The following is a 15,433-nucleotide window of genomic DNA, read 5'->3' on the forward strand; positions in this document are numbered from 1 at the left end:
AATCAATAACTGAAAAAAAATGACAAGTGTAACTAATACTAAGGATGAGAATATATTCCGGAACTTCTTTAAAGCTATAAGCAATGGAAGTGTGCTATTGATGCTTGCTACCTTTGCCGCGGTAGTTTGGGCTAACGTTGCACACCATGGCTACGAGCACCTTTGGCATGATATGTTTGCAATTGAAGTGGAGATGTTTGCAATTAACATGACCTGGCACCATTGGATCAACGATGGTTTAATGGCCATCTTCTTTTTTGTAGTTGGTTTAGAGATTAAACGCGAATTTTTAGCCGGTGAATTAAGTTCGTTTAAACAAGCTGCTTTACCAATTTTTGGAGCTATTGGAGGTATGATTGTTCCTATCTTATTTTTTGTAAGCTTTGGCATCTCTGGAGATGCTGCTGATGGTTGGGGAATACCAATGGCTACTGATATTGCCTTCTCGTTAGGTATTTTAGGTATGCTAGGAAAAAGAGTACCACTAAGTTTAAAGGTATTTTTAACGGCATTGGCCATTGTTGATGACTTAGGTGCTGTTTTAGTAATTGCCTTATTCTATGGTGGCGATTTAAACTGGACATACCTTATGATTGCCGGTGTTCTATTACTTATTTTAACCGTAGCAAACTTACGAAATGTTCAAGATTTAAAAATTTACACATTCCTTGGTTTCATTATTTGGTATTTGGTGCTTATGTCGGGTACTGAAGGACCTGGTAGCGGTTTACATGCCACCATAGCAGGAGTACTTATTGCCTTCACAATTCCAGCACGCCCAAAAGTTCATATCGACAAATTTGTACCGCGCATGCAAAGGGGTATTTCAACCTTTTTAAACATCCCTAAAAACGCGCATGAGATTGTGCTAAGTGATGAACAGTTAGAAGCGGTTGATGAAATGGAATATGCAGTATCTAAAGTACGTAGTCCATTACAATATATCGAACACCAATTCCACGGTTTCATCAGTATTTTTGTGCTTCCTATTTTTGCATTAGCCAATGCAGGTGTTATGCTTAGCGGCGGACACGAGGGTGCTCCTATCCTCACTTCAGTATCAATAGCTATTGCGGTTAGTTTAATATTTGGTAAGCTGATAGGGATTACTTTATTCTCGTGGTTAGCCGTACGATTAGGCATTGCTATTAAACCCAAAGGATCTTCGTGGTTATCATTTGCAGGCTTGGCTTTACTTGGCGGTATTGGTTTTACCATGAGTATTTTTATCGCGAGTTTGGCCTATAGTGGCGACCTACTTAACCAAGCTAAGATTGGTATTTTTATTGGATCAATAATAGCCGGACTTTGTGGTTTCTTCTTACTCAAATATTCGCTTAAGCGAGATGAAGAAGTAATGCAAGGAAAGAAATTATAATACAAAAAAAGGGAGTCCGAACAGGACTCCCTCATAATATCTAGATTATTAACTGAATCTTAAGCCAATAACTTTTTTACTAATTCCGATATTTCTTTACCATCGGCCTTACCAGCTAATTCTTTGCTAGCAACACCCATTACTTTACCCATTTCCTTCATAGATGAAGCACCAACTTTTTCGATAACTGCTTTTACTGCTTCTTCAAGCTTTTCTCCTGTTAACTGCTCTGGTAAAAATACCGATAACACTTCAACCTCAGCAACCTCAGTCTCTGCAAGATCTGCTCTGCCTTGTTCATTATAAATAGAAATAGAATCCTTGCGCTGTTTTACCATCTTAGTGATAATTTTAATCGCCTCATCATCCGTAATCTCAGCATCTACGCCTTTCGCCGCTTTAGCTTCAATTAATTCCTTTTTTACGCCTCGTAAAGCACCAAGCCTTACTTTATCCTTAGCCTTCATGGCTTCTTTGATACCGCTATTTACTTCTTCTACTATTGCCATTATTATATTTTTTCTTAAGTCTAATCTACGTTATCATGTAAGTAAGGGTTATCTCTTACTATTTTTGTCTTGCCACTTTTATCTTCAGAAATCGTAAACCTTGAAACTTTAAAGTCTTCCTCTTCTGCTTCGGTACTTTGTAGTTTTACACGCTTACGTTTATATGCTGGTATATTTTCTATTCGCTCAATATACCTATCATCTTCCATATCTTCTTGCGAAAGCTCAAATCGCTCACTAACTCCAGTTTTTATAGCATCTGCCTCAAAGGCTAACTCTTGTTCTCCCTTTGTTTCTTTAGCTGGCTTGCGTGTGGCTGTATTATAAAAAAGATTGATTCGCTTATCGGCATCCAATTCCTCATTCTCCTCAGGAACCTCTCCTACATTTAAATCAATTACTTCCTCGGTATTGTTTTCAACTCGGGTTTCCTCCCCACTACCTTCCAAAGTAAACTTCTTTATTTTAGGTTCATTACGCTGCGAAAATTCAGCAATACTTCTTGTATCAAAACCAGTGGCTATAATGGTTACATTTACCTGATGGTCTAAATCAGCATCAGTTCCAGTACCCCATATAATTGAAGCTGAAGCTCCCACGGTTTCTTGAACAAAATCGGTAATTTCACCAACCTCATCCATGGTAATTTCCTCTTCGCCAGAAGTAATATTTAATAGTATATTTTTAGCTCCTCTAATATCGTTACTATTCAACAGCGGCGATTCTAAGGCCTTAGTTATGGCATCAATGGCTCTATTAGGACCATCAGCATTGGCACTACCCATAATGGCAACACCACTTTCGCGCATTACAGTTTCAACATCTGCAAAATCCACGTTTATATACCCATGAACGGTAATAATTTCAGCAATTCCTTTTGCTGCTGTTGATAACACATCATCGGCTTTAGCAAAGGCATTCGATAATTTTAAATCGCCATACATACCTCGCAATTTCTCATTATTAATTACTAATAATGAATCCACATTGCGCTCCATTTCAGCAATACCATCCAGAGCTTGTGTTATTCTTAATTTTCCTTCAAAACGAAAAGGAATAGTTACAATTCCTACTGTAAGTATTCCCAGTTCTCGTGCTGTTTTTGCAATAATAGGTGCAGCTCCAGTTCCTGTTCCTCCACCCATACCTGCGGTGATAAATACCATTCGGGTATTATCCTTTAATACCTTTTCAATATCACCAATATTTTCGATGGCTGACTCTCTACCTTTATCCGGTTTATTTCCAGCACCTCTTCCTTCTGTAAGCGACTCTCCAAGTTGTATCTTAATAGGCACAGGACTATTTACCAATGCTTGATAATCAGTGTTACAAACCACAAAGCTCACATCTTTAATCCCCTGACTAAACATGTGGTTTACAGCATTACTTCCTCCACCTCCAACTCCGATAACCTTAATGATACAGTCTTCATTTTGAGCTAACTCAAAGTTCATTATGTCCTCACTCATATCGCTTAATTTTCAAACTCTCTATTTCACAAATAATACAAAATCACACTTATCAAATAAACTTACATTTCCATGTCTTTCTCATCAAATATACCTGCTATTTGATTCTTAAGTGTTCCGAAAAGACTTCCTGTTGTTTCAATCTTCTCTCTTTTCTTTTTCTCCCTACGAGGGGCAGTTGTAATAGGTTTCTGTTCAACCTCAATATCCGGAAATAATTCCTGCTCTACCACCTGTTTTACAGGGTTTTCTACCGCTGACAATAATATCCCTATACTAGTTGAATACATTGGTATTTTTGCAAAATCGTCAGTCTGATTTTGAATAAACTTATTAGGTAAGCCAACTCTCACTTCTAAACCGGTTCGATATTTAACCAAATGAGATAGATTCTTTAAAAGAGAACCTCCTCCGGTAATTACAATACCAGCACCCAATTTATCATACATTCCAGAAATTTCGATTTGCTGAATCACATAATCAATAATTTCTTCCATACGTGCTTGAATAATATAAGCCAGAGATTTGAAAGATATTTCCTTCGATTCCCATCCTTCAATTCCAGGGATAGTAACCACCATATCTTCACGCTCCTGATCACCCAGTGCACTACCATATTGTACCTTTAAAGCTTCCGCTTGCTTCAGAAGCACAGCGCAACCCTCTTTTATATCAGAAGTAACCACCTGTCCACCTAATGGAATTACTGCAGTATGACGAATTAAACCATCAACATAAACAGCAACATCCGTGGTACCACCACCAATGTCAACAAGCACAACGCCAGCTTCTTTTTCCTCTTCAGTTAATACTGCTGTAGCAGATGCTATAGGTTCTAAAATGATATCGTTAATTTTTAAGCCAACTCTGTTAATACACTTTTCAATGTTATTAACAGATGCCTTTCGTCCAATTACAATATGATAATTTGCCTCTAGCTTTCGACACGACATTCCGATTGGATTACGAACACCTGGTTCATTATCCACAACATAATCCTGGGCTATTACATGAAGTATATTTTCACCTGGATTTAACGGAATCTTATAATTTTCATGAAATAAAGAATCAACATCTAGTTGTGTAATCTCATGATTGTTATCGATGTACTTATACCCCTTATTCTGACAACTTCGGATATGCTGACCCGCAATCCCAACATAAATATCACTTAGGGTAAGTTCGTATTTATTTTCGATTATGGAAATAACATCTTTGATCGCACTAACTGTTTGATCTATATTTAATACAACCCCACGTTTCACACCTGTTGATGGCACCTTTTCAACTCCAATAATATTTATCTTACCATTGGGTTCAGCGTTTCCAACTACAACTACAATCTTTGTGGTACCTATATCTACTGCTGCAATTAAATTGGACGAATTACTCATAATATTAGCGTTTTGTACAAATGATTTGACCTTCGTATTGTAAATTTATACTCTTATAATTATTCCATTCTCTAGGGTGTAAACCTTTGGTATATAAAGCGTATAAATTTCTCATTTTGATAGGATAGTTTTCTAACGATCCTAAATATATATTTTGATCTCCTACTCTTGGAGCAAGAGAAAACTCTCCATTCTTTTCAACATATATTTGTTCAATTTGTGCATTCCAAAACGTATCATTTGAAATAAATTGAGCAAATTCTATTACTTCTGTTAAGCTGTCTAAATTATTCACATGACCACTTAAAACCAAAACTCTAGCCGTATATTGGTCAAACAGTGGCATTGATTTACCAAATTCATCAATATAATACGACTTATAACCCGAAAATACTCTTAACAAAGGCTTTCGTTGTTCAATAAATACATTTAACCTACCTTCAATAGTCCTGTATGTTTCACAGCTTTTAATGGCTTCATGTTTGATTAAAAAGGATTCAATATCTTCACAATTTATCGACTTAGTGTTGCCTCCCAATAAATTGGGGTATTTTTTAAGAATTACTTCACTAATTTGGTTAGAGTTTACAAATGCGGCATTAGTACTATCAACAACAGCCACACTTACTCCCGTACAAACTTGTTTAGATTTTGTTACCGAAATAAATGCAAATAAAATTGGGAAGTAAGCAATTACCACCACCCACAAAATAATATTTTTAATTTTTGCAACCATTAATAACCAATTCCTTTAGACATTTTAAATATAAAAATTAACTTCTTATCGCCCTTATAATTAAGGTACTATTCTATATGTTATTTTTTAATTACTGCTATTTCAGTTTTCCTTAAACTTACTTACTAACTTTTGTATTTCCTTATCAATGTCGCCAGCCCCCATAGCTAATATAACTTGCGGCTTTAAAGCCTTGATATGATCAAATAAATCGTCTTTTGTACTCACCATTTTTTTATCGAGCTGAACCAAATCTAAAATCATTTCTGAATTGACACCTTCTATAGGTAATTCACGTGCTGGATATATATCAAGCATCACTAATTCATCAAGCTGACTAAGACTTTTAGCAAACTCTTTATAAAAATCTTTTGTCCTACTATACAAGTGCGGCTGAAATACACCCGTTATCTTTTTATTTGGATAAAGTGCTCTAACCGAACTTAATGTTGAATTAATTTCTTCAGGATGATGCGCATAATCATCAATCAACACTAAATCATCGGTATTAATTTGGTAATCAAACCGTCTTCTTATTCCTTTAAAATTCAGTAAGGCATCCTGCAATTCTTGATGCTGTGCTCCTGATAAAACAGCTAATGCCAAAGCGCCTATTGCATTTTCAACATTAAGCAATCCTGGAATCCCAAGAGTTAACTGCTTGAATAATCCCTCTGGCGTATTTAAATCAAAACAGTATTTACCATTCTTGAGTTCAATATTCGAAGCATAAAAATTGGCTTCTTCATCATCTAAAGAGTAGGTTAATTTTTGAACTCCTTTATTTGAATTTATTGATTTATTTAGCTTATGACTAACTAATAAAACACCACCATCTCTAACTAAAGATGCGAAATCTTGAAATGATTTTTTAATCTCTAAATCGGTTCCATAAATATCTAAATGATCAGCATCCATGGAAGTTACCAATGCAAAATACGGCTGTAATTGCAAAAATGATCTATCGTATTCATCTGCTTCTAAAACAACATAGTCGGATGTATCTGATAGCAACAAATTGGTTTTATAGTTTTGAGATACACCTCCTAGAAAAGCACTACAATCTACTTTTGATTGTTTTAATAGATGCGCTATCATGGTTGATACCGTGGTTTTACCATGCGTTCCGGCAACACAAATGCCTTTATGCGCAGCGGTAAGCATCCCTAATACTTGCGAACGCTTCTTTACTTCGAAACCATTATCAACAAAATAATTTAGCTGCTTATGTTCTTTGGGAATAGCTGGAGTATATACCACTAGTGTTGTAGCCGAGTTTAAAAATTCAGGAGCAATTTCCTCAATTGCATCATTAAACTGAATCGCAATTCCCTCAGTGATTAGTTCTGAAGTTAAAACTGTTTCTGTTTTATCATAACCTGATACAATAAAACCATTGGCATGGAAATAGCGTGCTAAGGCACTCATGCCAATACCACCAATACCAATAAAGAAAACACTTTTTACTTTTTCTAAATTCATTACTTCTTTTTTACTAGGGCTAACACTTCATCTACAATTAAACTTGACGCGTTACGCATTGCAAATTGAGCTATATTGTTTTTTAATTCGGATAGCTTTTTTGTATCCTCAACTAACTTTATCACATCTGGAACTAAAACTTCAACCGCATCTTTATCCGCAATCATCAATGCTGCATTCTTATCCACCAAGGCTTTCGCATTTTTTGTTTGATGATCTTCCGACACATTGGGTGATGGAACAAAAACTACAGCCTTTTGCAGCACTGACATTTCTGAAATTGAAGAAGCGCCTGCTCTTGAAACCACAATATCTGCCAAAGCAAATGCAGCTTCCATATTATCAACAAATGCCATAATTTTAATGGATTCAGTTTCTGATACTTCCTCCATGATACTTTTGTAATAATATTTACCCGTTTGCCATATTAACTGAATATCATTCTGTGTAAACTGATCTATATACTTTTTTATTCCTTCATTAATTGTTCGCGCCCCAAGACTACCGCCTGTAACAAAAACAACTTTCTTATTTGGATCTAAATTAAAATAACGAGCCGCACGTTCGCGAGTAATTCCTTCGAGCAAACTCTGGCGAATAGGGTTACCTGTATAAACAATCTTTTCTTGAGGGAAAAATTTCTCCATGCTAGGATAAGCCACACAAATCTTACTAACTTTTTTTGATAAAATACGATTGGTAACTCCTGGAAAAGAATTCTGTTCTTGAATTAAAGTAGGAATATTTTTATTTGTGGCTACCCTTAATACAGGGCCACTTGCATAACCTCCAACTCCAATTACCACATTGGGTTTAAATTCTCTTGTAACCTTTTTGGCCTTTAGCATACTTGCAAAAAGCTTATAAAAAAAGCTTACATTTTTAAGCGTTAATCTGCGTTGAAAACCAGCCACTGGAAGCCCTACTATTTTATAACCAGCCGCAGGTACTTTCTCCATTTCCATTTTACCTTCAGCACCAACGAACAGAATCTCAATATTTGAGATTTGTTTCTTTAGTTCATTGGCAATAGAAATAGCCGGAAAAATATGTCCCCCTGTTCCACCTCCACTTATAATTGCTCGTATTTTCGAATTATCTTTTGTCATAAAAAAGTAACTATACGGTTTGCTTTACGCTTTCTGCTTTTAATTCTTCAGCTTCTTCAATATTATTTCTGCTCACACTTAATATGGCTCCCAAAGCCACACATGTAAACAAAATCGAGGTTCCCCCCATACTTACCAACGGTAGCGTTTGTCCTGTTACTGGCAATATACCAACTGCCACTCCCATATTTATAAAGCCCTGAAATACCAGCAAGTATGACAGTCCAATAGCTAAAAATGCAGGAAAAGTTCTGGAACTTGCCCTAACAATTACTCCTGCCCGATACAAGAATACCATGTAACACATTATAATAATTAAGGCCCCGAAAGAACCAAACTCTTCAACTATAATGGCAAAAATAAAATCGCTATAAGGGTGTGGTAAGAAGTTTCGTTGTTGACTATTACCCGGCCCTTTACCAAACAATCCTCCTGTGGCAACAGCCATTTGTGCTTGTTGCGATTGATAATTACCTTCGGATTGCGTATCATCATCGCTCATAAACCTTTCAACCCTTGCACTCCATGTTTTAGCACGATGAAAGAAGGGCAATTTAGGTGCTAAAAACAACATAAAAGCCACAATTCCGAAACCCGCCAACATCACGTATGATAATTTTTTAATTGGTACGCGACCAATAAACATCATAATAAAACTGATTAGAAAAATCAACATTGCTGTGGACAAATTCTCTTTTACAATTAAACCACAAACTATCATCACATAAACCATAATGGGCTTAAATGCATCTATAGCGCCATCTTCATCTTGATATCTAGCAAGGGTGCGCGCTATAAATGTAATTAACGCAAGCTTTGCTAACTCTGAAGGCTGAAAGGAGATTCCTATTCCAGGAACGGTTAACCATCGTGATGCTTGGTTTAAATTAGAACCAACCAATAATGTAATAAACAGAAGTGTAATAGATACCCAAAGAAATACCGTTGCAAACTTTGCAAATATTCGGTAATCCATAAGGTGAATTGTATATATAATAACCCCACCTCCAACTAAAAATGCCAAATGCTTGAACATGTAGTGGTAGGTGTTACCTTCTTGATACTTATAAGCAAGTGAGCCTGTAGCACTATAAACTGCTAACAATGAAAAGGCCGCAAGAATAGCAATAACGCCCCACAAAATAGGATCGCCCTTAAAGTACTTTTGTAAATTTGCTTTTATTCCCATTACTACAACTTATAACTTTCGCACATACTCTTTAAAAAGATTTCCTCTCTGCTCGTAACTCGTGAATAAATCGAAGCTAGCACAAGCCGGCGACAACAAAACAGTCTCGTTTTCAACAGCTAAATCAGATGCAAGTTTAACTGCTTCCTCAATATTGTCGGTTTCTACTATCGTGTCAATACAATCCTTAAAACCTGAGGTTAACTTTTCATTATTGGTTCCTAAACAAACCAAAGCTTTTATTTTTTCCGAAGCCAAATGTTTCAATTGTGAATAATCGTTGCCCTTATCAATACCACCTGCTATCCAAACAATTGGGGTATTTATACTTTCCAAGGCATACCATGCACTATCCACATTAGTTGCTTTTGAATCATTGATAAAAACAACCTTATTAACAATTCTCACTTCCTCTAATCGATGTTCTACTGCAGAAAAACTGCATAATCCTTCTTGTATATCCTGATTCTTTAATTCTAATATTAATGATACTAAACTAGCTGCAAGTGCATTGTATGCATTGTGCACCCCCTTAATTTGTAATCCCTCGAATGGTATTTCTAAAGCTTTACCATTTAACTGAGCTATAAGGGTCCCATTTTTATAAATGCCACCATCACCCTCTAATTGATTAGCCGAGAAGGCTAACTTTTGAGGTTTACATTCAATCTCCTCCAATTTTTGAGTTATGGTTTCATCATCTGAACAATAGATAAAATAATCTTTATCGGTTTGATTTTGTATAATTCGAAATTTAGAATCCACATAATTCTTCATCTCATAATTATATCTATCTAAATGATCTGGAGTAATATTTAATAACACAGCAACCTCAGCTTTAAACTGATACATACCATCTAATTGAAAACTGCTTAACTCAAGCACGTACCAATCCACCTCATTTCCGAATGCCACCTGGCGGGCTAAACTTTGTCCAATATTTCCGGCTAGCCCAACATTAATCCCGGCATTCTTTAACAAATGATGAATTAATAAAGTCGTAGTGGTTTTACCATTACTTCCGGTAATACATATAAACTTTGATGATGTGTACTTTGCAGCAAATTCAATTTCTGAAATTACAGGAATTCCTATTTTTGCTAACTCCACTATTAATGGTGCAGTATCAGGAATACCAGGACTCTTAACTACAGTTTTGGCTGATAATATAATATCCTGAGAGTGCTTTTTTTCCTCGTAAGCAATTGATGCCTCATCTAGCTCAGCTTTGTAGTTGCTTTTGATTTCAGACAAATCAGAAACAAAAACTGACAACTGCAGTTTTTGAGCTAACAATGCAGCCCCAACTCCACTTTCTCCAGCACCTAATATTACAACATCAACTCCCATATTGTTTATCGAACTTTAAGCGTAACAATGGTTAATACTGCCAACATAATACCCACAATCCAAAATCTAGTAACAATTTTAGATTCCGTATATCCTTTCTTCTGATAATGATGATGCAAAGGCGCCATTAAGAAAACTCTTCTGCCTTCGCCATATTTCTTTTTGGTGTATTTAAACCAAAACACTTGTATCATAACTGACAAATTCTCCACCATAAAAATTCCGCAAAGAATTGGTATTAGTAACTCTGTACGAATTGTAATAGCAAATACTGCAATTAATCCACCAAGAGTTAAGCTACCAGTATCTCCCATAAAAACTTGGGCCGGAAATGAATTATACCACAAAAAGCCAATGGTTGCTCCTATAAATGCACTCATAAAAACCACTAATTCTTCAGAGTGTGGTATAAACATGATATTTAAATAATCGGACCATAAAGCACTTGAGGATACATAAGCTAATATACCAAGAGTAGTACCAATAATTGCCGATGTCCCTGTTGCCAGGCCATCCAAACCATCCGTCATATTGGCCCCATTAGATACTGCTGTAGTAATGAAGATTACCGCAATTACAAAAACAATCCATGCCCATGAGGCTGCCTTATCGCCTAAAAAAGAAACGAACCAAGCATAATCAAATCTATTATTCTTTAAGAAAGGAATGCTTGTTGCAGTTGATTTCACATCTCTGGTAACTTGCTTTTCAATACTTGTTCCATCTTCTAACTGAACTTGAATAGTTTCGCCAACCACATTTTCGCGTACCACAACCGAATCGCTAAAAGATAGTGTTAAGCCAACAATTAAGCCTAAACCTACTTGTCCCACAATTTTATATCTACCAGCTAATCCTTCTTTATCTTTTTTAAATACTTTAATGTAATCATCTAAAAAGCCAATTGTACCTAACCATAGTGTAGATACTATCATTAGTATTACATATACATTATCGAGTTTACAAAACAATAAAGTTGGAACCAAAATAGAGGCAATTATAATTAGGCCACCCATTGTTGGAGTTCCTTTTTTTGCAAACTGACCTTCCAAATTAAGATCTCTTACTATTTCGCCAATTTGCTTTTTTTGCAATAATTGAATAATATACTTGCCAAAGAAAGTACTTATTAACAATGATGTAATTACAGCCAATCCTGAACGGAAAGAAATATATTTAAATATACCTGCTCCAGGTACGTCAAGTTCATTGAAAAACTCAAATAAGTAGTATAACATATTGTTGTAATTATATCAGTTCAAATATTTCTTTAATAATTTCTCTATCATCAAAAGGGTACTTTACCCCATTGATTTCTTGATAATCCTCGTGACCTTTACCTGCCACTAAAATTATATCACCCGGCTTAGCGAGTATACATGCCGTTTTTATGGCTTCCTTTCTATCGGCAATCGATAATACTCTTAATCCATCTGCACCATCAACACCTTTCATCATATCATTAATGATTGCCTGAGGATCCTCTGATCGTGGATTATCCGAAGTAAGCACTACTTTATCACTCCCCGAAACAGCTGCTTTTGCCATTTCTGGTCGTTTGGTAGCATCTCTGTCTCCGCCTGCTCCTACTACTGTAATTAAGTATTGTTCAGTATTCCTAATCTGATTAATGGTTTCTACTACGTTAATTAATGCATCTGGTGTATGCGCATAATCAACTACAGCAGTGATTCCATTATTTGATCGGATAGTTTGAAATCGGCCATCAACAGCATTTAATTTACTTATGGCCAGTAATACTTCATCCTCTTCCTGATTTAGACTCAATGCTACGCCATATACTGCTAGTAAATTTTGCGCATTAAACTTACCCACGAATGGAGTCCATAACTCCTTATTATTAATCTGCAGTTGCATTCCTTCAATCATACTCTCAATAATCTTAGCCTTGAAATCGGCCATGGCACGAATAGAATATGTTTTAACTTGAGCTTTGCAATTTTGCATCATTATCATCCCATTCTTATCATCGGCGTTAGTAATGGCAAATGCATTTTTTGGCAAGCTATCGAAGAAGGCCTTTTTAGCCGCTATGTAAGCAGAAAAAGTTTTGTGATAATCTAAATGATCATGTGTTATATTGGTAAATACTCCACCCTTAAAATTGACTCCTGCAATTCTATTTTGATGGATAGCATGAGAACTCACCTCCATAAAGCAGAACTCACAACCAGCATCAACCATATCGCGTAACAACGCATTTAATGTTACCGGATCGGGAGTAGTATGCGTAGAACTTAATTTCTTTGAACCTATATAATTTGCTACCGTTCCCAACAGACCACTTTCATATCCTAGGTGTGCGAACAATTGATACAACAAAGTAGCAATAGTAGTTTTACCATTAGTTCCTGTAACCCCAATTATTTTTAATTCTGAAGAAGGGTTTCCGTAGTAAGCTGAGGCTATTTGGCCTAAAGCAATCGAACTATCCTTCACTAAAACAAAGGTTATATTCTTATACTCTTCATCAGGCATTTGTTCACAAATCACAACAGAACATCCTAAAGCGATGGCTTTACTGATGTATTGATGACCATCAACTGAATAACCTTTTACAGCCACAAACAAATCATTCTCGGCCACTTTACGCGAATCGAAAATTATATTATTAAATACCACAGAATCATCACCAACTATGTTGATAACCTCGGTACAGTTATATATAGATGAAACCTTCATTAACTTAACTTTAAAAAAACTTGTTTACCCTTTACTACTCTTGATCCTGCACTTACAGACTGCTGAGTTACTTTACCCCTGCCAGATACGATTACCTTTAAACCAACATTCTCTAATAAAGAAACTGCATCTTTAGCGCCCATACCTTTTACATTAGGTACTAAACCATTTGAAAAGGATTTTCGACTAAAATTAATTTTATGCTCCTGGGCTAGGGTTGAAATCCAGTCTGCTTCAACCTCCTTGCCATCTATTGGTGCTTTTATGGTTGTAAACACAGTTAGTAAATCATTTTTAGTGCCTCCCTTGGAGTAAGGTAAAACTCCGGATGTCGGCATTGCTTCAACTACTTCTTCTGCCATATCGAAACCAGAAGCATGCACTCGATCAGCAATATCCTTAAAAACGGATCCGGCAACAATATTGCCATAATATCCCTTGCTCGATAAGCCTTTAACCACAACAATGCAAGAATACTTAGGTCTTTCAGCAGGAAAATAACCACAAAAACTTGCTTGATATTCTACTCCAGAACCACCCTTATAACCTCCTGAACCTTTTGCAACTTGAGCGGTACCTGTCTTCCCAGCAATCTTATAATTACTATTTCTAATATTTTTTGCTGTTCCATTTTCAACAACTCCAACGAGCATCTCATGCACCTTTTCAATAGTTGGTAAAGAGCAAATAGATGGATTTATTATTTCTGGTTTGTATTCCTTCTTCAAAGAACCATGCTCGTAAATACCCGTAACAAAATAAGGCTTTACCATCTTACCGTTATTGGCCACTGCATTATAAAAGGTTAATGTTTGCAGAGGTGTCATTTTCACTTCGTAACCAATCGACATCCAAGGAAGAGAAACTCCCGACCACGACTTAGATCCAGGGTACTTAATCATTGGCTCACCTTCTCCTTTAATTTCAATGCCATTCTGCCTATTTAAACCCATTGAATACAAACGTTCCACAAAACGTTTCGGATCACTCTTATAGTGATCTACGATCATTTTTGAAGTACCCACATTTGAAGACTTTTCAAATACTTGCTGATAAGAAATTTTCCCAAATCCGCCTCTATGACTATCGCGCATCCACCTATCGTAGAATTTCATTTTACCATTGCCAGTATCTATTGAATCTTCTAAATTGATATAGCCATCTTCTAATACTGCTATAAAACTAGCCAACTTAAATGTTGACCCAGGTTCTGTAGCTTCTCCAATTGCATAATTAAAATGATCTTCAATGTATTTACCTTTGCTCGTTTTGTGCAAGTTTACAATGGCCTTAATTTTACCGGTTTCCACTTCCATAACAATGGCTGAACCGTGACCGCCTTCGTACTTATTCAGCTGCTTCATTAACGATTTTTCAGCAACATCCTGAATATCGATATCTAATGAAGTTTGAATATCTAATCCGTTTTTCGGCGCAATGATTTCTTCAGGAACCCACCTGCCGGAAATTCTAGTATAAGCACTTAATCCCTCCCTACCTTTAAGCTCATTATCAAACGCACGCTCAAGGCCAATCATTCCACCTTTTTCTTTTTCTTCGTATAACTTCCCAATAGTTCTGGAAGCCAACATGCCAAAAGGCAATTTTCTTCTATCAATTTGTTCTGTTATAAACCCTCCCCTATTTTTCCCTAAGCGGAATATCGGAAATTGCTTTATCTCTTTTAACTCGGTATAAGAAACTCTTCGTCTGTGTATTCGGTAATATCTAGACCCCTTTTGACGAGCTGCAATTAGTTTACGTTTATAGTAAGTTTTTGATTGATCTTTAAAAAATGAAGAAAGACAATATGCTAAACTATCGATATTTGCATTAAATATTTCATCCGTTAAGCCATTTGCTTTCATATCCATATGCAAACGATAACTTGGAACAGAGCAAGCCAATTTACGACCATCGCATGCTAATATATTTCCTCGGTTGGCTTCAATACTTTTTTCGCGATTGGTTAAATGCGATTGCATCTCTCTCCACTCCTCGCCTTCAACTACCTGCAGATAAACAACCTTACCAAAAACAAATATAGCCGCAGCAACTAGGAGTAAATAAACTACCCCTACACGCCAAGTTATGTCTCTTTTAATAGTCAT

The 15,433-nt window shown here is 36.1% G+C and carries 12 protein-coding genes; 1 reads left to right on the plus strand and 11 read right to left on the minus strand.

Translation table 11 applies throughout. The features are described 5' to 3' along the window. Positions 1-19: 19 nt before the first annotated feature. Positions 20-1,378, plus strand: coding sequence for a Na+/H+ antiporter NhaA (gene nhaA, locus QMO11_RS12870; protein WP_075602066.1), 1,359 nt, complete (start codon positions 20-22; stop codon positions 1,376-1,378). Positions 1,379-1,437: 59 nt separating this feature from the next. Here the strand turns inward: nhaA and QMO11_RS12875 are convergent, their stop codons facing one another. From QMO11_RS12875 to QMO11_RS12925, 11 genes are all read right to left on the minus strand, one after another. Continuing rightward, positions 1,438-1,887 carry a GatB/YqeY domain-containing protein gene (locus QMO11_RS12875; protein WP_075602065.1) on the minus strand — a complete coding sequence of 150 codons (450 nt, stop codon included), beginning with the start codon at positions 1,885-1,887 and terminating at the stop codon, positions 1,438-1,440. Positions 1,888-1,907: 20 nt separating this feature from the next. Further along, on the minus strand, positions 1,908-3,359 hold the full coding sequence (gene ftsZ / locus QMO11_RS12880) for a cell division protein FtsZ (protein WP_282037658.1): 1,452 nt from the start codon (positions 3,357-3,359) through the stop codon (positions 1,908-1,910). Positions 3,360-3,421: 62 nt separating this feature from the next. Next, positions 3,422-4,753, minus strand: a complete 1,332-nt coding sequence (ftsA, locus tag QMO11_RS12885; protein ID WP_075602063.1) for a cell division protein FtsA — start codon at positions 4,751-4,753, stop codon at positions 3,422-3,424. A gap of 4 nt (positions 4,754-4,757) precedes the next feature. Next, positions 4,758-5,489 carry a cell division protein FtsQ/DivIB gene (locus tag QMO11_RS12890; RefSeq protein ID WP_075602062.1) on the minus strand — a complete coding sequence of 244 codons (732 nt, stop codon included), beginning with the start codon at positions 5,487-5,489 and terminating at the stop codon, positions 4,758-4,760. A 102-nt stretch (positions 5,490-5,591) separates the two neighbouring features. Next, a complete protein-coding gene (gene murC, locus QMO11_RS12895; protein ID WP_282037659.1) occupies positions 5,592-6,971 on the minus strand; it encodes a UDP-N-acetylmuramate--L-alanine ligase in 1,380 nt (459 codons plus the stop codon). Beyond that, positions 6,971-8,080, minus strand: coding sequence for an undecaprenyldiphospho-muramoylpentapeptide beta-N-acetylglucosaminyltransferase (murG, locus tag QMO11_RS12900; protein WP_282037660.1), 1,110 nt, complete (start codon positions 8,078-8,080; stop codon positions 6,971-6,973). Before murG ends, murC begins: the two co-directional genes overlap by 1 nt. A gap of 10 nt (positions 8,081-8,090) precedes the next feature. Then, the gene (locus QMO11_RS12905; RefSeq protein WP_075602059.1) at positions 8,091-9,269 is read right to left on the minus strand and encodes an FtsW/RodA/SpoVE family cell cycle protein; all 1,179 of its coding nucleotides are present in this window, start codon (positions 9,267-9,269) and stop codon (positions 8,091-8,093) included. A 9-nt stretch (positions 9,270-9,278) separates the two neighbouring features. Further along, entirely contained in the window at positions 9,279-10,619 is a 1,341-nt protein-coding gene (gene murD, locus QMO11_RS12910; protein WP_282037661.1) for a UDP-N-acetylmuramoyl-L-alanine--D-glutamate ligase, read from the minus strand. A gap of 5 nt (positions 10,620-10,624) precedes the next feature. After that, complete coding sequence (gene mraY / locus QMO11_RS12915) at positions 10,625-11,857, minus strand: phospho-N-acetylmuramoyl-pentapeptide-transferase (RefSeq protein ID WP_282037662.1); 1,233 nt, start codon at positions 11,855-11,857, stop codon at positions 10,625-10,627. A 10-nt stretch (positions 11,858-11,867) separates the two neighbouring features. Next, positions 11,868-13,322 carry a UDP-N-acetylmuramoyl-L-alanyl-D-glutamate--2,6-diaminopimelate ligase gene (locus tag QMO11_RS12920; protein WP_282037663.1) on the minus strand — a complete coding sequence of 485 codons (1,455 nt, stop codon included), beginning with the start codon at positions 13,320-13,322 and terminating at the stop codon, positions 11,868-11,870. Continuing rightward, on the minus strand, positions 13,322-15,433 hold the full coding sequence (locus tag QMO11_RS12925; protein WP_282037664.1) for a penicillin-binding protein: 2,112 nt from the start codon (positions 15,431-15,433) through the stop codon (positions 13,322-13,324). Before QMO11_RS12925 ends, QMO11_RS12920 begins: the two co-directional genes overlap by 1 nt.

The organism is Saccharicrinis aurantiacus, assembly GCF_947489045.1.
Lineage (GTDB): Bacteria > Bacteroidota > Bacteroidia > Bacteroidales > Marinilabiliaceae > Saccharicrinis > Saccharicrinis aurantiacus.

What these genes read in the sequence shown, in the direction of transcription:
- ftsZ (WP_282037658.1), bottom strand. Translation starts at nt 3,359, where the DNA reads ATGAGTGAGGACATAATGAACTTTGAGTTAGCTCAAAATGAAGACTGT.
- QMO11_RS12890 (WP_075602062.1), bottom strand. Translation starts at nt 5,489, where the DNA reads ATGGTTGCAAAAATTAAAAATATTATTTTGTGGGTGGTGGTAATTGCT.
- nhaA (WP_075602066.1), top strand. Translation starts at nt 20, where the DNA reads ATGACAAGTGTAACTAATACTAAGGATGAGAATATATTCCGGAACTTC.
- murD (WP_282037661.1), bottom strand. Translation starts at nt 10,619, where the DNA reads ATGGGAGTTGATGTTGTAATATTAGGTGCTGGAGAAAGTGGAGTTGGG.
- ftsA (WP_075602063.1), bottom strand. Translation starts at nt 4,753, where the DNA reads ATGAGTAATTCGTCCAATTTAATTGCAGCAGTAGATATAGGTACCACA.
- mraY (WP_282037662.1), bottom strand. Translation starts at nt 11,857, where the DNA reads ATGTTATACTACTTATTTGAGTTTTTCAATGAACTTGACGTACCTGGA.
- QMO11_RS12905 (WP_075602059.1), bottom strand. Translation starts at nt 9,269, where the DNA reads ATGGGAATAAAAGCAAATTTACAAAAGTACTTTAAGGGCGATCCTATT.
- QMO11_RS12925 (WP_282037664.1), bottom strand. Translation starts at nt 15,433, where the DNA reads ATGACTATTAAAAGAGACATAACTTGGCGTGTAGGGGTAGTTTATTTA.
- QMO11_RS12875 (WP_075602065.1), bottom strand. Translation starts at nt 1,887, where the DNA reads ATGGCAATAGTAGAAGAAGTAAATAGCGGTATCAAAGAAGCCATGAAG.
- murG (WP_282037660.1), bottom strand. Translation starts at nt 8,080, where the DNA reads ATGACAAAAGATAATTCGAAAATACGAGCAATTATAAGTGGAGGTGGA.
- murC (WP_282037659.1), bottom strand. Translation starts at nt 6,971, where the DNA reads ATGAATTTAGAAAAAGTAAAAAGTGTTTTCTTTATTGGTATTGGTGGT.
- QMO11_RS12920 (WP_282037663.1), bottom strand. Translation starts at nt 13,322, where the DNA reads ATGAAGGTTTCATCTATATATAACTGTACCGAGGTTATCAACATAGTT.